13 protein-coding genes and 1 pseudogene are annotated in these 24,431 nt (G+C 74.2%); 13 read left to right on the top strand and 1 reads right to left on the bottom strand.

Annotated elements, in window-relative coordinates; translation table 11 throughout:
* The 6 genes and pseudogenes from IG78_RS0129710 to IG78_RS0129685 all read left to right on the top strand — a co-directional run.
* A pseudogene (locus IG78_RS0129710) lies at positions 1-829 on the top strand (hypothetical protein); the annotation flags it as partial.
* A gap of 483 nt (positions 830-1,312) precedes the next feature.
* The gene (locus tag IG78_RS0129705; RefSeq protein ID WP_078965695.1) at positions 1,313-2,734 is read left to right on the top strand and encodes an ABC transporter substrate-binding protein; all 1,422 of its coding nucleotides are present in this window, start codon (positions 1,313-1,315) and stop codon (positions 2,732-2,734) included.
* Between the two features lie 109 nt (positions 2,735-2,843).
* Positions 2,844-4,124, top strand: a complete 1,281-nt coding sequence (locus tag IG78_RS0129700) for a carbohydrate ABC transporter permease (RefSeq protein WP_030568638.1) — start codon at positions 2,844-2,846, stop codon at positions 4,122-4,124.
* Entirely contained in the window at positions 4,121-5,035 is a 915-nt protein-coding gene (locus IG78_RS0129695) for a carbohydrate ABC transporter permease (protein WP_030568636.1), read from the top strand. The genes IG78_RS0129700 and IG78_RS0129695 overlap by 4 nt, the downstream gene beginning before the upstream one ends.
* Before the next feature lie 103 nt (positions 5,036-5,138).
* Positions 5,139-6,653: a hypothetical protein gene (locus IG78_RS52255; RefSeq protein WP_213084190.1), complete on the top strand. Its 1,515-nt coding sequence runs from the start codon at positions 5,139-5,141 to the stop codon at positions 6,651-6,653.
* Between the two features lie 10 nt (positions 6,654-6,663).
* The gene (locus tag IG78_RS0129685; RefSeq protein WP_030568635.1) at positions 6,664-9,588 is read left to right on the top strand and encodes a stealth conserved region 3 domain-containing protein; all 2,925 of its coding nucleotides are present in this window, start codon (positions 6,664-6,666) and stop codon (positions 9,586-9,588) included.
* A gap of 46 nt (positions 9,589-9,634) precedes the next feature.
* On the opposite strand, the gene IG78_RS0129680 is transcribed toward IG78_RS0129685, so the two are convergent.
* Positions 9,635-11,719 carry a bifunctional glycosyltransferase/CDP-glycerol:glycerophosphate glycerophosphotransferase gene (locus IG78_RS0129680; RefSeq protein ID WP_030568632.1) on the bottom strand — a complete coding sequence of 695 codons (2,085 nt, stop codon included), beginning with the start codon at positions 11,717-11,719 and terminating at the stop codon, positions 9,635-9,637.
* A gap of 180 nt (positions 11,720-11,899) precedes the next feature.
* On the opposite strand from IG78_RS0129680, the gene IG78_RS0129675 reads away from it, so the two are divergent.
* The 7 genes from IG78_RS0129675 (at position 11,900) to IG78_RS0129645 (ending at position 24,431) form a co-directional block, all read left to right on the top strand.
* The gene (locus IG78_RS0129675; protein ID WP_030568630.1) at positions 11,900-15,343 is read left to right on the top strand and encodes a bifunctional glycosyltransferase/CDP-glycerol:glycerophosphate glycerophosphotransferase; all 3,444 of its coding nucleotides are present in this window, start codon (positions 11,900-11,902) and stop codon (positions 15,341-15,343) included.
* A 167-nt stretch (positions 15,344-15,510) separates the two neighbouring features.
* Positions 15,511-17,001, top strand: a complete 1,491-nt coding sequence (locus IG78_RS0129670) for a hypothetical protein (protein WP_051853043.1) — start codon at positions 15,511-15,513, stop codon at positions 16,999-17,001.
* Positions 17,002-17,153: 152 nt separating this feature from the next.
* Positions 17,154-18,791, top strand: coding sequence for a glycosyltransferase family 2 protein (locus IG78_RS0129665; protein WP_030568626.1), 1,638 nt, complete (start codon positions 17,154-17,156; stop codon positions 18,789-18,791).
* A gap of 107 nt (positions 18,792-18,898) precedes the next feature.
* A complete protein-coding gene (gene galE, locus IG78_RS0129660) occupies positions 18,899-19,897 on the top strand; it encodes a UDP-glucose 4-epimerase GalE (protein ID WP_030568625.1) in 999 nt (332 codons plus the stop codon).
* Between the two features lie 111 nt (positions 19,898-20,008).
* Entirely contained in the window at positions 20,009-20,890 is an 882-nt protein-coding gene (locus IG78_RS0129655; RefSeq protein WP_030568623.1) for an NAD(P)-dependent oxidoreductase, read from the top strand.
* A 134-nt stretch (positions 20,891-21,024) separates the two neighbouring features.
* Positions 21,025-21,834 carry an ABC transporter ATP-binding protein gene (locus tag IG78_RS0129650; protein ID WP_078965693.1) on the top strand — a complete coding sequence of 270 codons (810 nt, stop codon included), beginning with the start codon at positions 21,025-21,027 and terminating at the stop codon, positions 21,832-21,834.
* Entirely contained in the window at positions 21,831-24,431 is a 2,601-nt protein-coding gene (locus IG78_RS0129645; protein ID WP_225882272.1) for an FtsX-like permease family protein, read from the top strand. The genes IG78_RS0129650 and IG78_RS0129645 overlap by 4 nt, the downstream gene beginning before the upstream one ends.

Here is a 24,431-nt window from a genome sequence, read left to right as displayed (position 1 = left end):
GGCTTCGGGGGTCGCCGGTGGCGGGGCGGGGGTCGTTCGCGGGGCTGGGGGCGTTGGCGGGGTTGGGGGCGTTGGCGGGTCCGGGGTCATTGGCGGGTCCGGAGTTTTCACAGCCGGGGCCGGGGTCGGTGCCGGGATCGGGGCTGACACCGGGGCGAAGGCCGGTGGTGGGGCCGGGGGCAGGGCTGCCGTCGGGCGGCAAGGTGGGGACGGGGTGGAGGCTGCCGGTGAGGGGGCCGGTGGGGATCTCGTCGATGTGCAGACGAGTGCCACGCTGCGGCTGCGGCCCGCCGGGGGCGGGCAGACCGAGCCCGGGCCGCCCCTCGCCCGGCTCGTCGTGCTCGTGGACGACTTCGACGCGTTGCTCGCGCCCGCGCTCGGGTCGCCCGGGCGGCCCGCCGCCGGTTCCGTGGTGCGGGCCCTGGACGCGGTGGCTCGGGACGGGGAGCGGCTCGGGGTGCATCTGGTGGTGGCGGCGCGGGGTGAGCGGGTCGGGGGCTCCGAGGTGGGGCGGCGGGCCGGGCTCGTGGTCGCGCTGGACGCGGTCGGGGGCGGTGCGGAGGATCCGGCTCCCGGGCGGGGTGTCCTGCGGGGGGCGGACGGGCGGGAGGCCGTTTTCCAGGGTGGGCGGGTCACGGGGCGGATTCCGCGTACGGCGACTCTGCGGCCCACCGTGGTGCCGCTCGAGTGGGAGCGGGTGGGGGATCCGCCGGCTCGGCGGCCCGTCCGTGAGCTGGGGAACGGGCCGACGGATCTGGCCCTTCTGGCCAGTGCGCTCGACCGTGCCGCGCGGTCCGTCGCCGCCGAGCGGATCCCGTCCCTCCTCTGAGGGTTCCCGCCGGCCCGCGCCGCCGCGCCGCCCGCACCTCGCCTGGGCGCCCACAGTTACGCACCGTACGCCGGGCTGTGCCCACCCGTTCCGCCCTCTGGGCGGCCCAGTTGCCCACAGAGGGGGCGGGCCGAGCCGGTGGTGGCGGGTGAGGCGCCGCCTACCTGTACGGGTGGGTGGGTGGGACGAACCGCCGCGCGGCGGCGGTGGGCCCGCGGCTGCGGGCAGCGGCGGTGGGCCCGGGGCTGCGCGCAGCGGCGGTGGGCCCGGGGCTGCGCGCGGCGGCGGTGGGCCCGGGGCTGCGCGGGATCGGCCGGGCGCCCCCGCCAGCAGAAGGCGCCCCCGCCAGATGACGGCACGTCACAAGGGCATTACGATCAGCGAGTTGACTCCGTAGAGCATCTTGCCGCCCCTCACCGCCCGGGCGTAGACAGACCGAACGGGACCAGAACCGGACCGGTCGGGGTAGAGAACGGGGCAGTGATGCGCAGCAGGCTCGGTACAGGCACACGCACACGCACTCCGCACGCACGCCGTGCTCGTCGCTCGCGCGGGACGGCCGCCAAGGTGGTCGCCTCCGCCGCCGTGGCCGCCCTCGCACTGGGCCTCAGCGCGTGCGGCGGCGACAGCGACGGCGACAAGGGCAAGGACAAAGGCAAGGACGGCGGCGGCAAGGAGGGCGCGGCCACCGTTCAACTGCCGAAGCTGGACGGCGAGAAGGTGTCGGTGTCCGCCGTGTGGGGCGGCTCCGAGCGCAAGGTGTTCCTCAAGGTCCTGGACGAGTTCGAGAAGCGTACGGGCGCCGAGGTCTCCTTCGTACCGGCGCAGGACCCCATCATCAGCTTCCTGGAGTCGAAGGTCGCGGGCGGGCAGCCGCCGGACGTGGCGATGCTGCCGCAGGTGGGCGCCATCGAGCAGGCCGTGGCCAACAAGTGGGCGAAGCCGGTGGGGGCCGAGGCGCAGAAGCAGCTCGACAAGAACTACGCCAAGGGCTGGCAGGACCTCGGGGCGGTGGACGGCAAGCAGTACGGCGTCTACTTCAAGGCCGCCAACAAGTCGCTGATCTGGTACAACACCGAGGTCTTCGACAACGCGGGCGTCCAGGAGCCGAAGACCTGGGACGAGTTCATGCAGACCGCGCAGACCGTGTACGACTCGGGCGTCACGCCGCTGTCCGTGGCGGGTGCGGAGGCGTGGACGCTCACCGACTGGTTCGAGAACGTCTATCTCTCGCAGGCGGGCCCGGAGAAGTACGACCAGCTCGCGAAGCACGAGATCAAGTGGACCGATCCGACGGTCAAGAAGGCGCTGACGACCCTCGGCGGCCTCTTCGGGAAGAAGGGGTTCGTCGCCGGCAACGCGCTGCAGACCGAGTTCCCCGCCTCCGTGAAGCAGACCTTCACCGGCGGCGACCAGCCCAAGGCGGGCATGGTCTTCGAGGGCGACATGGTCTCGCTCGCCATCTCCGAGACCAAGGCGAAGGTGGGGACGGACGCGAAGGTCTTCCCGTTCCCCGCGGTCGGGGACGCGTCCCCCGCGGTGGTCGGCGGTGACGCCGCCGTCGCGCTGAAGGACAGCAAGGGCGCGCAGGCCCTGCTCACCTACTTCGCTTCGCCCGACGCGGCCAGGATCTGGGCGGAGGCGGGCGGCTTCGTCTCGCCGAACAAGGGCCTCGACCTCAAGGCGTACCCGAACGACGTACAGCGCGGCATCGCCGACGCCCTCATCAAGGCGGGCGACGACATCCGCTTCGACATGTCGGACCAGGCCCCGCAGTCGTTCGGCGGCACGCCCGGCAAGGGCGAGTGGAAGGCGCTGCAGGACTTCCTGAAGAACCCGAAGAACGTCGCGGGCACCCAGCGGGCGCTGGAGGACGCGGCGGCCAAGGCGTACAAGAAGAGCTGACGGGGCGATGACGACCCCTGCTGCCGGGGGCACCGCGGCGGTGCCCCCGGCCGAGTCCACGCCGCACCCCACCAAGACCGGTCCGCACCGGACCGGCCCCCGCAGGAGCGTGACCGGGACCCGTAAGACGATCGCGGCGCTGTTCCTGCTGCCCGCCCTCGTCCTGCTCGGCGCGCTCGTGCTCTACCCCATCGGCTACTCCGTCGGCCGCAGCTTCTTCGACAAGGCCGGCGACTTCAACGGCTTCGACAACTACGAGACGATGTTCTCGGACGACGGGATCCGTACCGCCGTCAAGAACAACGCGATCTGGCTGGTGGCCGCCCCTGCCCTCACCACCGCGCTCGGTCTGATCTTCGCGGTCCTGACCGAACGGGTGCGCTGGGGCACGGCGTTCAAGCTCATCATCTTCATGCCGATGGTGATCTCGATGCTGGCGGCGGGCATCATCTTCCGGCTCGTGTACGAGTCGGACCCCGACCGCGGTGTCGCCAACGCCCTGTGGGTGGGGGTGCACGACACGTTCGCCGAGTCGTCGGGGTTCCCGCAGGGCCATCCCGGCGCGCGCTCGCCCCTCCAGGGCGCGGGCGGCGGCGCTTTCATCACCAAGAACCCGGTGCGGGCCGGGGAGCCGGTGGTGCTTCCGCTCACCGGTGTGCCGCCGGACCGGATGCCCGACGACGCCGAGTCGGCGAGACCCGCGCGGGCCGATCCTGCCAAGGTCACCGGCACCGCCTGGCAGGACTTCACCCGCGGCAAGGGCAGGGGCCAGGTGAACGCGCCGGACGCCGCCGAGTTCGGCTACCCCGGCATCAAGATCGAGGCGGTCAAGGACGGCAAGGTGGTGGCCTCGACGAAGGCCGCGTCCGACGGCACGTTCACCCTGCCGAAGGAGGCCGACGGTGCCCAACTGCGCTATCCGGCGTCCAACTTCCGCGAGCCGTACAACGGTGTCGACTGGCTCGGCCCGTCCCTGATCACGCCCGCCATCATCGGCAGCTACATCTGGATGTGGGCCGGATTCGCGATGGTCCTGATCGCGGCCGGGCTCGCCAGCGTGCCACGTGAGCTCCTGGAGGCGGCGCGGGTGGACGGCGCCAACGAGTGGCAGGTGTTCCGCCGGGTCACGGTGCCGCTGCTCGCACCGGTCCTCGCGGTCGTCGTGGTGACGCTGATGATCAACGTCATGAAGATCTTCGACCTGGTCTTCGTGATCCCGCCGGGCTCGTCCAAGGACGAGTCGAACGTCCTCGCGGTGCAGTTGTACAACTCGGCGTTCGGCGACCGGGACGCGGGCGTGGCCAGCGCCATCGCGGTACTGCTGTTCCTCCTGGTGATTCCGGTGATGCTCTTCAACATGCGCAGGATGCGGCGGGAGGCCCAGCGATGACGACGGACAGGGGGACGGCCGGGGCGCCGCCCGCGCGGGACGTCACGGTCGTGAAGGCCAAGCAGTCCCTGGGCGGTCGGATCGCCGCCGTCGTCAGCGGCAGTGTGCTGCGGGTGTTCCTCGTCGTCATCGGCCTGTTCTGGCTGGTGCCGACGCTCGGGCTGCTGCTCGGTTCGCTGCGGACGCCCGCGGACATGAGCGAGAGCGGCTGGTGGAAGGTCTTCAGCAAGCCCTCGCAGTTGACCTTCGAGAACTACTCCCACCTGCTGAAGGACGAGACGATCACCGACTCGATCCTGACCAGCGTGTCGATCACCGTCCCGGCGACGCTGCTCGTCGTGGTGATCGGCTCGCTCGCGGGGTACGCGTTCGCGTGGATGGAGTTCCCCGGTCGCGACTGGTGGTTCCTCGGCGTGGTCGCTCTCCTCGTGGTGCCGGTGCAGGTGGCGCTCCTTCCGGTCGCCAAGCTGTTCGGGGAGATCGGCATCTTCGAGTCGACGACGGGCGTGGTGCTCTTCCACACCGCTTTCGGCCTACCGTTCGCGATCTTCCTCCTGCGGAACTTCTTCGCGGAGATCCCGCGTGAGCTCCTGGAGGCCGCGCGCCTGGACGGCGCCGGTGAGCTGCGTCTTTTCCTGCGCGTCGTGATGCCGCTCGGCGCGCCCGCGATCGCCTCGCTCGGCATCTTCCAGTTCCTGTGGGTGTGGAACGACATGCTGATCGCGTTGATCTTCGCCGACGCGGGCAGCCCGCCGATCACGGTGGCGCTCCAGCAGCAGGTGCGGTTCTTCGGCGACAACGTGCAGATCCTGGCGCCGGGCGCGTTCATCTCGATGGTCATTCCGCTGGCGGTGTTCTTCGCCTTCCAGCGTCAGTTCGTGTCCGGTGTCATGGCCGGTGCGGTGAAGTGAAGGGTCGGTGAGGTACGGGGCGGACAGGAGCCCGAGGGGTCGGTACGGCACCGGGCGCGTGCCGTACCGATGAATTCCGGGTGAATGGCGCCAAAGTAGGGCAATGCCCCGCCATGCCTTCTTCGGCCGCCCTGGTGGCCCCGGCCACCTCAGCCATCCCGGCCAACCCGGCCACCCCAGTCAGCCCGGTCAGCCCGGGCAGCCCGGGAACCCCGGGGACCCCGGCCACTCCGGGCACCCCGGCCAGCCTGACCATCCCGCTCACCCCGGCCACTCCGGGCACCCCGGTCAGCCCGCGCACCCCGGCCACTCCGGCCACTCCGGGCACCCCGGCCAGCCTGACCATCCCGCTCACCCCGGTCAGCCCAGCCACCCCGAGCACCCCGGGCACCCCGGTCAGCCCGGTCAGCCCGGTCACTCCGGCCACTCCGGCCACTCCGGCCACTCCGGCCAGCCTGACCATCCCGCTCACCCCGGTCAGCCCGGCCACCCCGAGCCCCCGGGTGAGCCAGACCGTCCCGCTCACCCCGGCCACCCCGGGAACCCCGGGAACCCCAGGAACCCCGAGAACCCCGGGACCCCCGGGAACCCCCCGCACCCCGCCCTCTCCGCCCTCGCCACCCTCCTGGCGTTCCCCGCCCTGCAGTCCGCCCTGGCCCCCCGGGCCCGGCGTGCCGCCGCCCGCGCGCGCAGCGCGCGGTTTCGCCTGGAGCGGGCGGCCGCCGGGCGCGGCAGCGGGCGCGAGCCGCTCCTGCCGCCGCCCGTGCACCTCTCGCTGCGGGACAGCCGCACCCTCAACCTGGCCCTGGCCGCGCCCGAGCCGGGGACACGGTCCGCCGAGCTCCTGATCACCCGCGGCCACCGCCGCTTCCGGGTCCCGCTCGCCGTCGAACGGGACACCGACGGGGGCCCGCTCCTGACGGCGACGGCCACCCTGCACGACGCCCTGGACACCACCCGCGACCCGGGGGCCCCCGCCCCGGCCCCCCTCCTCGGCGACGGCGTCTGGCGGCTCACCGTGGTGACGGCCGACGAGGGCGGGCGGGTGCGCCGGCGGGGGTTCGCGCTCGACGCGGGCGGCGCCGGTGCCGTGCCGCAAGGACCCACGACGCCGCACGCGCCGAGCCCGCGCACCGGCACCCTCATGCGGGTGGTGCGCTGTCGCGGCGGGAGGGCGGCGGTGCAGGTGACGCGGTCGCCGACGCGCGCGGAGCTGGTGCGGTTCGTGCCGCGCGGGGACGGGATCACGGTGTACGGGCGGGTGGTGGCGGGCCCCGGGGAACGGGCTCTCGCGGCCGTGTCCGGGTGGGCCGTGCGCCGCCGTGACGGCGTCGTCGTACCGGTCGAACTCGCCTGGGCAGGGGCCGGGTTCAGCTTTCCGCTGCCGCTCGACGCGATGGCAGGGGCGGGGCCCGGCCAGTGGGTGTGGGACTTCCGCGTCGGCGAGCTGCCGCTGGGGCGCCGTCTGACCGACGTACGCGATCTGCCGTCCGCCTTCCCGACGCCGTTCCGGCTCGTCGCGCTGCCCGACGGCCGCCTGGTGCGCGCGCACCCGCACCTCACCGCGTCCGGCGCGTTCGCCGTCACCTGCCTGGACATCACGAAGGAGACCTCATGAAGGAGACCTCATGAAGATCACGTACCTGCTCGGCTGGGGCGACGAGATGGGCGGCACCGAGCTCGCCACGTACACCCAGGCGCTGCACCTCGCCGAGCGGCACGACGTGCAGGTCCTCTCCGTCTTCCGCACCAGGACCGAGCCGTTCTTCCCCGCGGCGCGACAGGTCCGCGTGCGCTACCTCGTCGACCGTACGGTGACGCCGGAGCGGCCCGTACGGGCGTCGGGCCTCGACGAGGCGGCGTGCCGCACCCTCGCCGCGCTGCCGAGCGAACTGATCGACCCGGCCTGGGAGTCGGCGTTCGACCGACTGTCCGACGTGGAGCTGACCGCGGCGCTCGGCGCGCTCGACACGGACGTCCTGGTCACGACGACCCCGGCCCTGCTCGCCGCCGCCGTCGGCGTGGTGCACGGGCGCGTGGTGACCGTGCACCAGGAGCACCGCCCGACGCAGCGCCGCGGCCGTTCCGGCGAGCCGCTGCTCCTGCACGCGCCGCGCCTCGACGCCCTGGTCACGCTGACCGGGCGGACCCGGGACTGGATCGCGGAGTCCCTCGGCGCGACCGCACCGGAGCTCGCCGTGATCCCCAACGCCGTACCGGACGGCTTCCGGCCGCGCGCCGACGGCGAGAGCAAGGTCATCGTCATGGCCGCGCGGCTGACCGGCGAGAAGCGCGTGGACCACGCCGTCCGCGCGTTCGCACAGTTGGCCGACGCCCATCCGGAGTGGACGCTGCGCGTCTTCGGCGGCGGCCACCGCGAGCAGAGCCTGCGCCGCCTGGTGGACGGCTTCGGGCTCCAGGACCGGGTCGAACTCCTCGGACCGTGCCAGGACATGGCCTCCGAATGGGCCAAGGCGGGCCTCTCCCTGATGACCGCGGGCCATAACGAGGCGTTCCCGCTGGTGCTCCTGGAGGCGCTGGCCGCGGGGGTGCCGGTGGTCGCGTACGACGTCCTCACGGGCCCGGCGGAGATCGTCCGCCACCGCGTCGACGGGCTGCTCGTACCGCCCGGCGATATCGACGAACTCGCACACGCCATGTCCGAGTTGATGACGGACGACGCGCTGCGCCGGTCCTGTGCGCGGGCCGCCCGCGAGGGCGTGTACGAGCGGTTCTCCTCCGCCGGTGTGACGGCGCTGTGGGAGGAGCTGTACACGCGGCTCGTGGCGGGCCGTGACCGTCCCGAGCGGGCGGCGGTGCGCGCGGACCGGGTGGCGCTCGGGGTGGCGTCCGGCGGGTGCGGCTTCCGGCCGACGGCGCCGCACACCTTCGACGCGGCCGCGGGCGCCGACGAGAAGGCCCGCGAGGACGAGATCATCGCCGCCGCCCCCGACGGCGCCGTGATCCGTTCGGTCGGCCGCCTCGCGGAGTGCCGCGACGACATGCTCGCACCGCGCATGGCCGCCCTGAACCTCGAACTCACCGCGGCCGCCCTGGAGTCGCGTCAGGTGCCGTACGTCCTGGTGCGCACCGGCGGCCCCGCGCACACCCTCGCCGTGGACGAGGACGACCGGGACCGGGCCCTGAAGGCGCTCGCGGAGTCGCTGCACGGGCAGCCGGTCTACGCCGAGCTGGTGAAGCCGCGCGACGCGGCGCCCGGGGCGGTGCTCGCCGAGCGCCTCGACGGGATCGGCGAGCTCGCGGGCGTGAAGGTGTTCAAGCCGGTGACCACGACGACGCTCTCGCTGCGCCACGGCGTGCAGCAGGCGTGCACGGTGGCGTTCTGGACCCGCCCGCCCACGCCGGACACCCTCACCACGGACACCCCCACCACGGACACCCCCACCACGGACACCCCCACCGCGGACGCCCCCGCCCCCGGGACCACGCGCCGCGCCCCCTTCGGCAGCACCCTCGCCGGAACCGAGCTGCCCGCCCTCGCGCCCACCGGCGAACTGCGCGTGGGCGATCGCACGTACCCCACCCCCGGCGTCTTCACCGAGGTCCTCATGAACGACGTCGACTTCCCCGTCGACGCCGTCTACACCTGGGTCGACGACACCGACCCCGACTGGCGGGCGGCCCGCGCCGCCGCGCTCGCCGAGGTGACGGGCGCGGGCCAGGGAGCGAGCACCGACTCCTCCCCCGACACCGGCACCGTCCGCTTCCGCAACCGCGACGAACTGCGCTACTCCCTGCGTTCGCTCGCGATGTACGCGCCCTGGGTGCGGCACGTGTACCTGGTCACCGCGGGGCAGGTCCCTGACTGGCTGGACCGGGACCACCCCGGCCTCACCGTCGTCGACCACCGGGACCTGTTCGCCGACCCGGCCGCCCTGCCGACCTTCAACTCCCACGCCATCGAGACCCAGCTCCACCGCATCGAGGGCCTCGCGGAGCACTTCCTGTACTTCAACGACGACATGTTCCTCGGCCGCCCGACGACCCCGGGCACCTTCTTCCTGGGCTCCGGGCTCCCCAAGTTCTTCTGGTCGTCCATGCCCGTGCCACCGCTGCCGGTGTCCGCCGCGGACGAGGGCTATCTGGCGGCGGCGAAGAACAACCGGGAACTGCTGCGCCGCGACTTCGGCCGCACGGCGACGCACTGCTTCTACCACGTGCCGTACGCGCTGCGCCGCAGCATCCTCCAGGAACTCACCGAGCGGTACGCGGACGAGCTGACGGCGACCTCCCGCAGCCGGTTCCGCGGCAACGACGACCACTCCCTGGTGTCGTCGCTGCACCAGCACTACGCGTACCTCACGGGGCGGGCCGTGCCGGGCGGACTCGGTTACGACTTCGTGGACATCGGCAGACGCGCCGACCACGCGCGGCTCGGGCAGCTCCTCCAGTCGCGGAACAAGACGGCGTTCTGCATCGGCGAGTCGCCCGACAGCGGCATGTCCGACCAGGAGATGGCCCTCGCCGTCCGGTCCTTCCTGACGGCGTACTTCCCGGTGCGCTCGCCCTACGAGCGCACCCCCGCCGACTGAGCCCGCCGACTGAGCCCGCCCGCTCCGAAAACCGACCGGAGCAGGTTCAGGAAAGGAAGAGCCGCCGCACCACCCGCTCGGCGGCTCTTCCGTCGTCGTACGGGCAGAACCGCGCCCGGAACGCCGTGCGCAGGCGCGTCGTCTCCTCCGTGTCCCAGCCGCCGTCGCGGAAGAGCCCGGTCAGCTCGTCCTGGGTCGTCGCGAGTGCGCCCGGTGTCTCGCCGGGGCGGCCCGACAGGACGTCGAAGTAGGTGCCGCGGGCCAGGCGGTAGGCCTGCCAGTCGGGGGCGTAGGTGACGATCGGGCGGTCCAGGCAGGCGTAGTCGAACATCAGGGAGGAGTAGTCGGTGATCAGCGCGTCGGCGGCCAGGCACAGGTCCTCCACGCGCGCGTGCCCGGTGACGTCGATCAGGTTCGGGTGTGCGGCGAGGCCCGCGTCGGCGCCGTAGAAGTAGTGGGCGCGGACCAGGACGACATGGTCGGGGCCGAGCGCCGCCGCGAACCGCTCCAGGTCGAGGCGGGGCAGGAAGCCCTTCTGGTAGTCGCGGTGCGTAGGGGCGTACAGCAGGGCACGCACGCCGGGGCGGATGCCGAGGTCGGCGCGGATCTTGGCGGTGTCGTCGGGTCCTGCCGTGAAGTACACGTCGTTGCGGGGGTAGCCCGCCTCCAGGGCCTGGTACGCCGCCGGGTACACGCGTTCCCACACCTCGGTGGAGTGCGGGTTCGCGGACAGGCTGTAGTCCCACTGGTCGGTGTGGTCGAGGACCTTCTGGAAGCTGATGCCGTGCGTGCCCGCGGGGTAGCGGCGCTGGTCGAGGCCCATCTTCTTCAGGGGCGTGCCGTGGTGGGTCTGGAGGTAGATCTGGCCGGGGCGTTTGGTGAAGCCGCCGGGGAAGGAGGAGTTGTTGACGAGGTATGTGGCGCGGGCCATCGCCTGCCAGTAGCGCCGCGAGCCCTCGATGACGTACTCGACGCCGGGCGGTACCCGGTGCTTGTGGCGGCTCGACACCACCCACACACCGCGGATGTGCGGGGCGAGCTCGCGGGCCTTGGCGTGGATGGCGGCCGGGTTGCAGCTCACGGCGCGGTTCCAGTAGGCGCCGTAGACGGCAAGATGCGGGTCGAGGGAGCGGCGCAGGTCGGCGCGGTAGGTGACGCGCATGGCGCGGGCGCGGACGGCCTTCTTGCGGCGGGCGAGCGCGGAGCGGACGGCCTTCATGCGGCCGCCCGCGCGGGCGAGGGACCGGTAGGTGGAGTACGAGCCGGACAGCAGGGCGCGCTGCCGGTCGGTCACCGTGACGTAGCCGCCGGGGCGGTGGGCGCGCAGCATGGCGGCGGCCGCCCGGAAGTACGCGGCGCGGTCGCCGGGCGGGATGCGGCCCGGGTCGTCGAGGACGGCCAGGATGTGCTCGACGGCGCACGGGAAGAGGCGTGCCGTCACCTCGGTGCCCGCGGCGAACAGCTCCTCGTACCGCCCGATGACCGCGAAGTGCGCCCGGCCCGGTGACTTCGCGAAGCTGCCGCCGCGCCGCTCGCGCCAGCGCACGCACACCCGGTCGAGCGCGCCGACGCGCTCCCCGGCGGCCAGGGTCGCCTGGTGCACCGGCACCACGTCCTCGTAGGGGCCCGCGGAGAAGGCGAGCGCGTGCGCGGACCAGAAGGAACGGCGCACGACGCGGTTCCAGGCGGCGACGGTCACGGCGAGCGGATCGCCGGTGACGTCCTCGCCGGCCGGGCGGCGCACCGTCTCCCACCAGTCGACGCGGTCGTGGCCGAAGAGCAGCACGTCGACGCCTTCGGCGGGGCCGCGCAGCGCCTCGCTCAGGGCGGCGAGCGCGCCGGGGAGCAGGATGTCGTCGCCGTCGAGGAACAGCAGCCACTCGCCGGTGGCGCGCTCGGCGCCGGTGTCGCGGGCGGCGCCGGTGCCCCGCCGCTCGGGGAGGCGGACGAGTTGCACCCGGGGGTCGCGCTGCGCATACTCCGCGGCGATCGCGGCCCCCGCGTCCGGCGAGTCGTCGTCGACGACGACCAGTTCGAGGTCCGTGAAGGACTGGTCGAGCACGGACTCCAGGCACTCCCGGAGATACCCCTGGACGCGGTGGGCGGGTACGACGACTGAGAAATACGGCATGAGTACCGACCGTAGCCAGATGCGCACGCTGTGTCGAAGACCGAGCCTCACTCGATGGGGTGATCAGGCACCTCGATGGGGTGAGCGGGGGCACGGAAGTTGATCGAGTCGGGCAAAAAGGGTGAATACGCCCGTAATAGGTCGTAACGCCACCCTTACTCCTACGAAAGGCCGGTCGCCGTGCAGCCCCGACTCACCGTCGTCGTGCCCATCTACAACGTCGAGGAGTTTCTGCAGGAGTGCCTTGAGTCGATCGCCCGGCAGACTCTGGACGGCGGCATCGAAGCCGTCCTCGTCGACGACGGCTCCACCGACTCCAGTCCGCGCATCGCGCGTGAATTCGCCACCCGCGACCCCCGCTTCGTCTATGTCCGCCAGCCCAACGCGGGCCTGAGCGCCGCCCGCAACACCGGGGTGCGGCACGCCCATCCGAGCGCCGAGTACCTCACGTTCGTGGACAGCGACGACATCGTGCCGCACGACGCCTACGCCCGCCTGATCGCGAGCCTGGACGCCAGCGGCTCCGACTTCGCCAGCGGCAACGTCTGGCGCCTCACCGAACGCGGCCGCTCACAGGCCTGGCAGTACCAGTGGCTCACCGCGCCGCGCACCCGTACCCACATCAGCCGTGACCTGGCCCTGCTCGCCGACCGCGTTGCCTGGAACAAGGTCTTCCGGCGCGCCTTCTGGGACCGGCACGGCTTCGAGTTCCCCGAGGGACGGCTCTACGAGGACACCCCGGTGATGATCCCGGCGCACTTCCTAGCCTCCTGTGTGGACGTGCTCAACGACCACGTCTACTACTGGCGGGTGCGCGAGGGCTCGATCACCCGGCGGCGCACCGACGTCAAGGGCGTGCGGGACCGCATCGCGGCCTGCGCCCACGTCAGCACCTTCCTGGCCGGACAGGCGCCCGAGCTGAAGTCCACGTACGACGTCTCGTGCCTGCGCGACGACTTCGTGTACTTCCTGGAGGGGCTGCCGATGGGCGGCCCCGAGTACCGGGCGGCGTTCCTGGAGGGCACCGCCGACTTCCTGCGCGCGGCGGACCCGGAGATCCTGCGGCAACTCCCGGTGGATCTGCGCGTGAAGTGGCACCTGGTGCGGGAGCGGCGCACCGGTGAGCTGATCGAACTGCTCGACCACGAACGGCGCGGCGGCAAGGGCACGTTCGCGGTGCGCGGCGCCGTGCGCAAGTACGCCGAGTACCCGGGGTTGGCAGACCTTCCCCCCGAGATCGCCCGGCTCGGCCGCGACGAACTGCCCGCCGTGGCGCGCCTCGGCGAGGCGCGCTGGGGCGCGGACGGGCTGCTGCGGATCAGCGGCTACGCGCACCTGCACAACCTGGACGCGGCCCGGCCCGCGCAGTCGGTGAAGACCGGGCTGCTCAAGGCGGCGCACAGCAGGGGCCGGTACCGGTGGGTGCCTGCCAGGACCGTGCCCGCGCCCGAGGCCACCGAGGATTCCGGGCAGCAACTGCACTGCTACGACCTGTCCGGCTTCGAGATGACCGTCGACCCGCAGCGGCTGAGGACCGGCGGCAAGTGGCGGCCCGGCAACTGGCTGCTCGGCGTGGTCGTCGCGGGCCACGGCGTCGTGCGCCGCGCCGCCGTCCGCGCCCGGGACGGCTCCCGCACCCAGTCCCTGGTGCACGACCTCGGCGACGGGATGCGTGTGGTGCTCGGCTTCAGCAAGGGCCGGCTCGTGCTGCGCGTACAGGAGTACGCGGCCCGCGTCGAGGGCCATCGCGGGCACGGCGGCGACGTGGTGCTCACCGGCAGCCTGCCGGGGCACGCCCGTCCCAGGGCGCTGCGCCTCACCCACTCCTGCGGTGTCCGCCTCGACTTCCCGGTCGCCGTCGTCGACGACCGCTTCGAGGCCCGCCTCCACCTCCCCGACCTGGAGGCCGTGCCGCCCGCCCCGCACCACGCCCCCGCCCAGGTCGAGCCGCCGCACAGCGACCGCTGGCAGGCCGCACTCGAACTCCCCGACGGCTCGACGCTGCCCCTCGCGGCCGTCACGGACCTGCCGCCGGGACGGTACGCGACCCGGCCGGGCCGTGAGCTGTGCACCACCGCCGACGACCGCGGCAACCTGGTGGTGGAGCTGACCCGGCGGCCCATCGCGGACCGGGTCGTGTGGACCGCCGACGGCACCCTGGAGATCGAGGGCTCCGCCACCGAGGCGAGCTGGCCCTCGGCCGATCTCGTCCTGCGGCACAGCGGCCGCGACGACGAGGTGACGGTGCCGGTGGAGCTGACCGGCGACCGGTTCCGCGCGGTGGTGGCGCCCGGGGGCGGGGTGCTGCGGGAAGGCCGCTGGTATGTGTTCCTGCGCGAGGTGGAGAACAGCGGGGCGGGCGTTCCGGTACGGGTGCTCGCGTCGACGGGGGCCGGGCTGCCGTTCCACCAGGTGCTCCAGGGGCGGCAGTTCACCGCCGACCGGCGCTTCGGCGACCGGCTCGTGATCGACGCCCGGTCGGTCCTCGCGCCCACCGAACGCGGTGCGTACCGGCGCCACCGACTGCGTACCGAGCACTACCCGCGCGAGCGCGCGAGGGCGCTGCGGGACGCCGTCCTGTACTTCGACGGCGACTCGCCGCGCGCCGTCCACGAGGAGCTGGTGCGGCGCGGCGCCGAGGTCGAGCACCTGTGGGTCACCCAGGACCAGCAGACCCGGGTGCCCGCGGGGGCGCACGGCGTGGCCGAGCACAGCGCCGAGTTCCACGAGGCCCTGGCCCGCTGCCGCCGCATCGTCACCGCGGGGCACCTGCCGGACTTCTTCCGGCGCAGTGAGGGCCAGACCGTCGTCCAGACCTGGCACGGCACCCCCCTCAAGCGCATCGGCACCGACCTCACCGACACCCTGTACGCCGACCACGGCCACCTCGACCGACTGCCGCGCCTGGCCGCGCAGTGGAACGTCCTGGTCTCCCCCAGCCGCTTCGCGACGCCACACCTGGGCCGCGCCCTCGCCTACGACGGCGAGGTCCTCGAAGCCGGATCGCCGCGCAACGACGTGCTGTTCGCCGACGACCGCGACAAGGTCGCCGAGCGCGTCCGGCGCGAACTGGGCCTGCCCCCCGACCGCCGTGTCGTCCTGTACGCGCCCACCTACCGCGACCACCTCGGCTTCGGCCCCGGCCGCTACCGCCACGACCCCGCCCTCGACCTCGGCGCCGTCGAGGACGGCATCGGCGACGACCACGTCCTGCTCGTACGCAGACACCCGCTGACGTCGGGACGTCTCCCCGGCGCCCGGGCACCGTTCGTCCGCGACGTCACCACCCACCCGCGCGCCACCGAACTCCTGTTGGTGGCCGACGTGCTGATCACCGACTACTCGTCCCTGATGTTCGACTTCGCCCACACCGGCCGCCCGATGCTCTTCCACGCCTACGACCTGGAGCACTACCGCGACACCGTCCGCGGCTTCTACCTCGACTTCGAGAACAGCGCACCGGGCCCGCTGCTCACCTCCACCACCGAGGTCGTCGACGCCCTGCGCGGCCTCGACGCCGTCACCGGACGGCACGCGGACGCGTACGCGGCGTTCCGCGAGGCGTACTGCGACCTGGACGACGGGCGCGCCGCGGGCCGCGTCGCGGACAGGCTGATGCGGTGACGGCGCCGATCAGACCGTCACCCGCCGCAGAGTCGTCCGCGCCCGCGGCACCCGCGCCCGCGCCGGGTGCGGGCACGGACACCGTCGCCGCGGGTGCGGGCGCGGCGGGAGGCGCGGGTGCGGCGTGGCGGCGGGTCTCGCTCGGGGCCACCGCGTCCGGGTTCGGGGTGCGGTGGCGGCCGAGCCCCTACCTCCTGCTCGGCGGGCTCTTCTGGCTCGTGATGTCGCTCGCCTACTGGCGGGTCCCGATCTGCTGCGACTTCGGGCAGCACGCGGCGGTCGTCGAGCGGCTCAAGGACGACCTGCTGCACCCGGCCCACCCGATGGCGGACCTGCCGGGCGACGGCAGCGCGTACTACTCGCCGTACGCCGTCGCGCAGGCACTGCTCGCCGAGGCGACGGGCCTCGCGGGCTGGCAGGTCGTCAAGCTCTCCGGGCCGCTGAACCTGCTCGTGCTGCTCACCGGCATCGGCCGCTTCGTCCGTGTCCTCACACCGCGCCCCTGGGCCCCCGTGCTCGCCCTGTTCGCGATGGTGCTGCTCTGGGGCACACGGATGGCCTGGTGGAGCGGTTACCTCGGCCTGATGTCGATGACGGGCAACCTCGGCTACCCGTCGACGTTCGGCATCGCGCTGATGTTCTGGGCCTGGGCGTGGGCGGGCACGGCCGCCAGGTCCCGGCGCGGCGCGCCGACCCACCTGGGGCTCGGCGCGCTGTGCGGGCTGATCCTGCTGATCCACCCGATCACGTCGGTGGCGGCGGTGATCGGTGTGACCGCCTTCGCCGTGCCGCAGTGCGGGCGGGCGCTGCGGGACGGTGTGAGGGCGGGGCTGCGGGTGCCGCTGATGTGGGCGCTCACCGGCCTCACCGCCCTCGCGGTGGCCACGACCTGGCCGTACTTCAACCCGCTGACCCTGGTCGGGGACCAGTCCGTCGACTGGATCCACCGGCAGTTGTACACCGACATGCCCGAGCGCTTCTGGCTCGCCGCCCTCGGCCTGCCCGCCCTGTACCTGCGGTGGCGCAAGGACCACAAGGACCCGCTGGTCGTGATGTTCGCCCTGGACTGCGCGGTCGTCGGCTACGGCTGGCTCAGCGGCCACTACACCTACGGCCGCATCCTCGGTCTGACCCTGGTCCCGCTGCAGTTCGCCCTGGCGATCGAGCTGGCGGCCGCGCGCCCGTGGGGCACCCGCCGCGCCGCCCTCGCGGGGGCCACCGCGCTCGGCGCGTTCACCGGGTTCTTCCAGATCCAGGCGGGCGCCGTGGTGCCCCGCGCCCTCGACCCGGTCGGCTTCGCCCAGCCACCGCGCTGGCCGGACTACGGCTGGGCGGCGGCGCACATGGACCGCGGCGACGTCGTCCTGACCGACAGCTACCGGCCCATGCGCTCGGTCCCCGCGTTCGGCGTCAACCTGGTGGCGCCCGCCTGGCCGGACGCCTCGCTCGAGGAGTCGGTGCGCAACCGGCGCCTGGACGAGGTGCGCCGCTACCTCGACCCGGCGTCGACGCCCGCCGAACGCGCCGCCGTCGTCGAGCGGTACCACGTGCGCTGGCTGCTGCTCGCCCCGGAACAACGGCTGCCCCCCGAGGCGGTGGTGGTGACGTGGAGCTCCCGCACCGGCGAGATCCTCGCCCGGGTGGGCGGGGTGTCATGAGGCGGAGGTGACCGATGGGATGTGGGCGGCGAAAGTGACTGGTGGGACGTGTGAGGCGATGGTGTCCGGGAAGGCGCCCAGGGCAAGCTTCCCGACGAAGACCACGAAGACTCCTAATCGGATAAATTCTGCCAAGCTCTAAAATTTCCCCCGTGGACCGCAACTCACCCCAAGAGCCCCAGATCACCGTCGTCGTGATCGGCTACGACGACGCCCCGCACATCGCCGACGCGGTGCGCTCCGCGCTCGCCCAGGGCCCCGCCGTGGGCGAGGTGATCGCGGTGGACGACTGTTCGACGGACGACACCCCCGCCGTGCTCGCGGAACTGGCCGCGCGGGACCGCCGGGTGCGGGTGATCCGGCGGCCCGTCAACAGCGGCGGCTGCGGGGCCCCGCGCAACGACGGCATCGACGCCGCCAGGCTGCCGTACCTGATGTTCCTGGACAGCGACGACGTGCTGGCCCCCGGCGCCGCCCAGGCGCTCCTGGACGCCGCGCTCGGGCACGGCGCCGAGGTCGCCTCCGGGCGGTGCGTGCGGCGCGAGCTGCCGTCGGGGCGCGAAGTGCCCTGGCAGCCCGAGCTGTACCGCAAGCCCGCGCTCGTGGCCCGCCCCGAGCTGCGCCCGCACCTCGTCCACGACACGCTCTGCGTCAACAAGCTCTACCGCACGGACTTCCTGCGCGCCCACGACATCCGCTTCCCCGAAGGCCGGTTCCTCTACGAGGACTTCGTCTTCGGCGCCCGCGTCCTGGCCGCCGCGCCGCGCATCGCCCTCGTCCCCGACACCGTGTACGTGTGGCACGTGCGGCGTGCGGCCACCAAGCTGTCGATCTCCCTTGACCGCGCGGGGATCGACAACTGGCGGGCCCGCATCACCGCGCACCGCCGGGCCGTGGAGATCCTGCGGGGCGCGGCGAGCGGCGACAAGCTGCTGGCACGGGCGGCCCGCGCCCAGTTCCTCGACCACGGCCTGCGCATGTACACGCGGGAGCTGACGGCCCGCGGCCCGGAGTACCAGCGCGAGTGGTGGGCGCTCACCCGTGCCTACCTCGCCGAGTTCGACGCCGCCGACCTGGAGGCCGCGCCCGCGCCGGGACGTGTCATCGCCCGGGTCGTCCTGGCCGCCGCCGAGCCCCGCGACCTGGACCGCCTCAAGCAGGTGGCGGCCCGTCCGGCCCGGCTCGTCCCGCCGTACGCGCGCGCCGCCGACGACACCCCCGTCTGGTCGCCCGACCTGCCCCAGGTCACCCTGGACCACCTCCTCGTACGGCCGCTGCGGCTGCTTCCGCTCACGGTCGACGCGGAGCTGCGCCCGCGCGCGGGCACCAGCGTGCTGCGCCTGCGGCTGCACGAGCTGTACGGGCGGGTCGCCGCCGCGGGCCCCGGCGTGGTCGACGTGGAGCTGACGCACCGGGGCGGCGGCCGTCCCGGTCTGCGGCGCACGGCCGCTTTCGGCCCCGGGCAGTTGGACGGGAGCTGGCTCGCCGAGGTGCGCGTCGACCTCGGCGCGCTCGACGGCGACGTGTGGGACCTGCGGCTCCGGCTGCTCTTCGACGACGGCACGGCACGCGAGACCACGGCGCGCGCGGTGCCGGGACCCGGTCTGCTGCGGCGCACGGTGGTGCCGGGCGGGCGGCGCGGCGTCCTGCTCGTACAGCCGTACGCGACGCGGGCGGGGAACCTCTCGGTGCGGATCGCGCCCGGGGTGCGCGGGGTCGCGGCGGTCGCGCGGCGGCGGCTCGCGCGGATGGTCCGCAGGCTGCCGGGCAGGCGGGCCGACGGCCCCTGACGCGAGCCGTACGCGCGCTCTGGAAGACTGCACGTCCGGGATGTCCGGGGTGCGCCCACCACCGGCACGACACGACCGACACGACGACACGACGGGACGAGCTGACCATGACCTGGCTGATCACCGGCGGCGCGGGATACATCGGAGGGCACGTCGTGCGCGCCATGGCGGAGGCGGGCGAGCGGACGGTGGTCTACGACGACCTGTCGTCGGGCTTCGCCGAGCGCGTGCCCGACGGCGTGCCCCTCGTCGTCGGCTCGACCCTGGACGCGGACCTCGTCGCGCGCACCCTGCGGGACCACGAGGTGGCCGGTGTCATCCACCTGGCGGCGAAGAAGCAGGTCGGCGAGTCCGTCGAGCAGCCCCTGCGCTACTACCGGGAGAACATCGAGGGCCTCAGGGTCCTCCTCGACGCGGTCACGGACGCGGCGGTGCCGTCGTTCGTCCTGTCCTCCTCGGCCGCCGTGTACGGCATGCCCGACGTGGACCTGGTCACCGAGGACACGCCCTGCGTGCCGATGAGTCCGTACGGTGAGACGAAGCTGGCGGGCGAGTGGCTGACCCGCGCGGTGGGCCGTGCCACGGGCCTGCGCACGGCGTGCCTGCGGTACTTCAACGTGGCGGGCGCGAAGAGCCCCGACCTCGCCGACACCGGCGTCTTCAACCTGGTGCCGATGGTCTTCGAGAGGCTCACCGCCGGCGAGGCCCCGCGGATCTTCGGCGCCGACTATCCGACGCCCGACGGCACCTGCGTACGCGACTACATCCACGTCACGGATCTCGCCGAGGCCCACGTGGCCGCCGCCCGGCGGCTCACGGAATCCCCCGGCGCCACCGACCTGACCCTCAACGTCGGCCGCGGCGAGGGCGTTTCGGTGCGCGCGATGGTCGACCTGATCGCGGAGGTCACCGGGTACGACATCCCGGCCGCGGTCACCGAGCGGCGCGCGGGCGACCCGGCGCGCGTGGTCGCCGCGGCGGACCGGGTGGCCGCCGAGCTCGGCTGGTCAGCGAAGCGGGACGTGCGGGAGATGGTGGAGTCGGCGTGGGCGGGCTGGACGCGGCTGCACCCGGGGGCGCGGCGGCAGGCACGCACCGAGAGGTAAGTACCGCACCGAATAGTCGGTACTTGAGCGGTAGCACGGCGGGCACCAGGCTTGAGGGGCGGCGAGCGACACCTCGCCACCCCACCGTCCCTCGCCCCCTTGGGAGCAGCCATGCCCGCGCACGCCCGTACACCCGTGACCCTGGTCGGACTCGGCGCGATGGGCGCGGCGCTGGCGTCGGCGTACCTCGCGGCCGGGCACCCCGTCACCGTGTGGAACCGCACCCAGGACAAGGCCGCACCGCTCGTCGAGCGGGGCGCGGTGCACGCCGTGGACATCCGGGACGCCATCGCCGCGAGCCCGCTGACGATCGCCTGTCTGACGACGTACGAGGCGACCCTCGCGGCCCTGGGGCCCGCCGCGTCCGCGCTCGCGGGACGGACCCTGGTCACCGTCAACTCCGGTACCCCCGCCGGTGCCCGGGCGATGGCCGACTGGGCTCTCGGTCACGGTGCGCGCTTCCTCGACGGCGCCGTCAAGAACGTACCCGCGGCCGTGGGCGCGCCCGACACCCTGCTCTACTACAGCGGCGACCGGGCCGTCTTCGACGAGCACGAGGCCACGCTGCGGGTCATGGGCGGCGACACCGTGCACCTGGGCACCGACCCCGACCTCGCGGCCCTGTACGAGTCCGCCGTGGGCGGCACGCTGCTGCCCGCGCTGCTCGGCTTCCTCCAGGGCGCGGCACTGGTCACGGCGCGCGGCCTGGAGGCGAGCACGCTGGTCCCGTACACGGTGAAGTGGCTGGAGATGATCAACTCCCTGCTCCCGCAGTTCGCGGCGGAGATCGACCGCGGCGACTACAGCGCGCCCCAGTCGTCCGTCGGCATCTTCCACGCGGGCATCCCCGGTGACACCGAGGTCGCGGCCGAGGCCGGTCTCGACGTGAGCTGGCACGCGCCGATGCACGCGCTTCTGGAGCGGGCGGTCGCCGAGGGGCGCGCCGAGCAGAGCATCGCGGCGCTGGTGGAGGTGTTGCGCAGGCCCGCCTGACGCAACCCGCCGGGCGCCGCTGCTCGGCGGGGGTGTAGCAGGCTCCACCCCCGCTTCGGGTGCGCGCCCTCTCGTGGCCCCCGGGCCCGGATTCCTAGCGTTCTCGGTGACGGGCGGCGCGGGCCGCGGGGGTCATGGAGAGGGCGTACGGGATGTTCGGGCGGCGCGGTCCTGCGCGGAAGGCGGCCACGGAACGGGCGGGGAGCGACGCGCTCGTCCTCGACGGGGTCGGGCGTACGTACCGCGGGGGTGAGGTCGTCGCGCTGCACCCGGTCGACCTGGTGGTGCCCCGGGGCCGGTTCCTCGCCGTCATGGGCCCCTCGGGCTCCGGCAAGTCGACGCTCCTGCAGTGCGCGGCCGGGCTCGACCGGCCGACGTCCGGCACCGTCCGGGTGCAGGGCGTCGGGATCGGCGCCCTGCCGGAGGCCGAGCTGACGCGACTGCGCCGGGAGCGGATCGGCTTCGTCTTCCAGGCCCACAACCTCGTGCCGTCGCTCAGCGTCGGCGAGAACGTGGCGCTGCCGCTGATGCTCGGCGGCGCGACGGCCGGGGTGAGCGCCCGCGCGGCCGTGGCCCTGGCCGCCGTCGGCCTCGGCGACCGCACCGGCGACCGCCCCGCCGAACTCTCCGGCGGCCAGCAGCAGCGCGTCGCGATAGCCCGCGCCCTGGTCACCGACCCGGCCGTGATCTTCGCCGACGAGCCCACCGGCGCCCTGGACCCGTCGACCGCCCACGACGTCCTCACCCTGCTCCGAGGAGCGGTCGACAGGGACGGCCACACGGTCGTCATGGTGACGCACGACCCAACGGCGGCCGCCTGGTGCGACGAGGCGGTCTTCCTCGCCCAGGGCCGCGTGGTCGCCGCCCTCGGCGCACCGGACGCCGAGCGGGTGCACGCGGTGATGCGGCAACTGGGGAGCGGTCGGACGGTGGTGGCGGCGTGAGCGGGACGCGGGGTACCTCGGCGGCGGGGACGGCGGCGGGCAGGCGGGGTGGTGGGGGCGTTGTCGCGTTGCTCGCCGCCCGCGGGGCGCGTGCGCATCGGAAGGCGTGGGCCGCGGTGTTCGCGGCGCTCGTGCTGACGTCCACGCTGCTCGGCGCCTTCGCGCTCGCCGTGACGTCGGCGGCGCTCGGCCACGCGCGCGTGGAGCGCTACGCGGCGGCCGACCTCGTGGTCGCCGGTGACCAGAACACCCGCTACACCGCCAAGCCGTGGGGCTCGGAACCGGAGACGGCGACGGCGGGCCTGACGGAACGGGTGCGGGTGCCCGAGCGCGCGCTCGACGTGGTGCGCCGGGTGCCGGGCGTGCGGGCGGCGATCGCCGACCGGGTGTTCCCTGTGGGCCTCGCGGGCACCGCCGCCACCGGCCGCCCCTGGGACGCGGCCCGCCTCGCGCCGTACGCGCTGCGGGACGGACGGGAACCGCAGCGGGCGGGTGAGGTCGTGGTGGGGCGCGGCGCGCGTCCCGTGCACGCGGTCGGCGGCCGGGTCGCGTTGCGGGTCGACGGGGCCGACCGGACGTACCGGGTGGTGGGCGTCGCGGACGGGCCGCGTGCGGCGGTCTACTTCACCGGCGGCGAGGCGCGCCGCCTCGCCGGGCACGCGGGCACGGTGGACGCCGTCGGCGTCGTGGCCGAAGAGGGCGTCGGCACCGGCGCGTTGCACGGGCGGGTGCGGGACGCCGTGGACGAGGCCGGTCTCCGCGGCACCGGGGTACGGGCGAAGGGCGACGCGGCGGGGCTTCGGGTGCTCACCGGCGACGGCCGCGGGGCCGCGGAGGACCTGACGGCGTCCCCGGCGCGCGGCACCCTCCTGGAGATCCTCGGGGCGGTCGCGGGGACGATGACGCTGATCGCCGTCCTTGTGGTGTCGTCGACGGTCGTGCAGGCGCTGCGCCAACGCGGCCACGAGCTGGGCCTGTTGCGGGCCGTGGGCGCGACGCCCCGGCAGTTGCGGGGCGCGGTGGGCCGCGAGGTGGGGCGTGTCGCGGTGGCGGCGGCCGCGGTGGGCGCCGTCCTCGCCGTGCCCGCGCATCTGGTGCTGCGCGCGCTCCTTGACGCACGCGGTGCGGTGCCGGCAGGCCTCGTGCTGCCCTTCCCGCCCTGGCTGGTGGCGGCACCGCTGGTCACGGCGGGCGTCACCGTACTCGTCGCCCGGCTCTCGGCGCTGATCGCCTGCGGTCGCACGGCGAAGGTGCGGCCCGCGCAGGCGCTGCGCGAGTCACCGCCGGGAACTCCGCGCCGCATCACGGGCCTTGTGCTGCTCGGCCTCGGTGTCAGCTCCGCGGGAACGGCGACGCTCCAGGGCGGGCAGGCCGCGGCGGCGGCAGCGAGTGCCGCCGCGGTCCTCATGGTGATCGCGTGCGCGGTGCTCGGCCCGTGGATCGCGACGGGCGCGATGCGGGTGCTCGGCGCGCCGATGCGCCGCTTCGGCGGCCCCGGCGGCCGGCTCGCGGCCGCCAACTGCACGGCGGCGGCGACCCGTCTGGGCGCCGCGATCACCCCCGTCGTCCTGGTCACCGCGTTCGCCCTGGTGCAGCTCGCGGCGGGCGCCACCCTGACGCACGAGGCCCGGGCCCAGGTACGGGACGCCGCCCGCGCGGACGTGGTGGTACGGGCCGAAGGCGGGCTCCCGCGCGGCGCCCTGGAGCGGATCAGGGCCCTGCCCGGGGTGTCGGGCGCGACGCTGGTCGTGCGCAGCACGGTGGTGCTCGCGGGCAAGGAGGCGGGCGAACCGAAGCTCGAACGCCTGCCGGTGCTCGGCGTCACGCCGGAGCGCCTGACCCGCACCCTGGACCCCGACGTCCGCGAAGGCGACCTGGCGGGCCTGCGCCCCGGCACCGTCGCCCTCTCCACGGACCGGGCGCGCGCCCTGGACGCCGAGCCGGGCTCGACGGTGCGGCTGCGCTTCGGCGACGGCGCCGAAGGGCGGCTGCGGGTGGCCGCGGTCTACGGACGGGGCCTCGGCACCGGGGACTTCCTGCTCGCCCGCGACGAGGTCCTGCGGCACGCGTCCGGCGCCGGGCAGGCCCGGGTCCTGGTGGCGACGGACGGCACGGCCCGCACGCTCCGTGCGGTGGGCGCGGCCGTGCCGGGCGCCCGCGCGCACCGGGACGCGGCGGCCGTACGGGACGCGGTGCGCGTCGAACCCGAGGACCAGGCCCTGGGCGAAGTGGTGACCGGGGCGGCGGTCGGCGCGATCGGCGCCTTCACCGTCATCGCCGTCCTCAGCACACTCTCGCTGATCGCGGTCGGCCGCCGCCCCGAACTCACCCTCCTGCGCAGGGCCGGAGCGGCCCGCTCCCAGTTGCGCCGGATGCTGCACGCGGAGGCAGCCGCGGTCGCCGTCACCGGCCTGGTGGTGGGCGCCGCCGTCGCCCTGGTCCCGCTGCTCGCCTTCAGCCTGGCCTTCGCGGGCGCCCTGCCCTACCTGCCGCCCGCCCAGGCCGCGCTGATCGTCGGCGTGGTCGCGGCGACGGCCCTGGCGGGGACGGTGCCGCCGGTGCGGCGGGTGCTGCGGGGGCGGTACCCGACGGGGTGA

Origin of the sequence: Streptomyces aureocirculatus (genome assembly GCF_000720475.1) — a bacterium.
GTDB lineage: Bacteria > Actinomycetota > Actinomycetes > Streptomycetales > Streptomycetaceae > Streptomyces > Streptomyces aureocirculatus.
Note: the sequence above shows the minus strand (reverse complement) of the source record. Positions and strands in the feature narration are given on the sequence as shown.

What these genes read in the sequence shown, in the direction of transcription:
- IG78_RS0129705 (WP_078965695.1), top strand. Translation starts at nt 1,313, where the DNA reads ATGCGCAGCAGGCTCGGTACAGGCACACGCACACGCACTCCGCACGCA.
- IG78_RS0129695 (WP_030568636.1), top strand. Translation starts at nt 4,121, where the DNA reads ATGACGACGGACAGGGGGACGGCCGGGGCGCCGCCCGCGCGGGACGTC.
- IG78_RS52255 (WP_213084190.1), top strand. Translation starts at nt 5,139, where the DNA reads ATGCCCCGCCATGCCTTCTTCGGCCGCCCTGGTGGCCCCGGCCACCTC.
- IG78_RS0129685 (WP_030568635.1), top strand. Translation starts at nt 6,664, where the DNA reads ATGAAGATCACGTACCTGCTCGGCTGGGGCGACGAGATGGGCGGCACC.
- IG78_RS0129680 (WP_030568632.1), bottom strand. Translation starts at nt 11,719, where the DNA reads ATGCCGTATTTCTCAGTCGTCGTACCCGCCCACCGCGTCCAGGGGTAT.
- galE (WP_030568625.1), top strand. Translation starts at nt 18,899, where the DNA reads ATGACCTGGCTGATCACCGGCGGCGCGGGATACATCGGAGGGCACGTC.
- IG78_RS0129655 (WP_030568623.1), top strand. Translation starts at nt 20,009, where the DNA reads ATGCCCGCGCACGCCCGTACACCCGTGACCCTGGTCGGACTCGGCGCG.
- IG78_RS0129650 (WP_078965693.1), top strand. Translation starts at nt 21,025, where the DNA reads ATGGAGAGGGCGTACGGGATGTTCGGGCGGCGCGGTCCTGCGCGGAAG.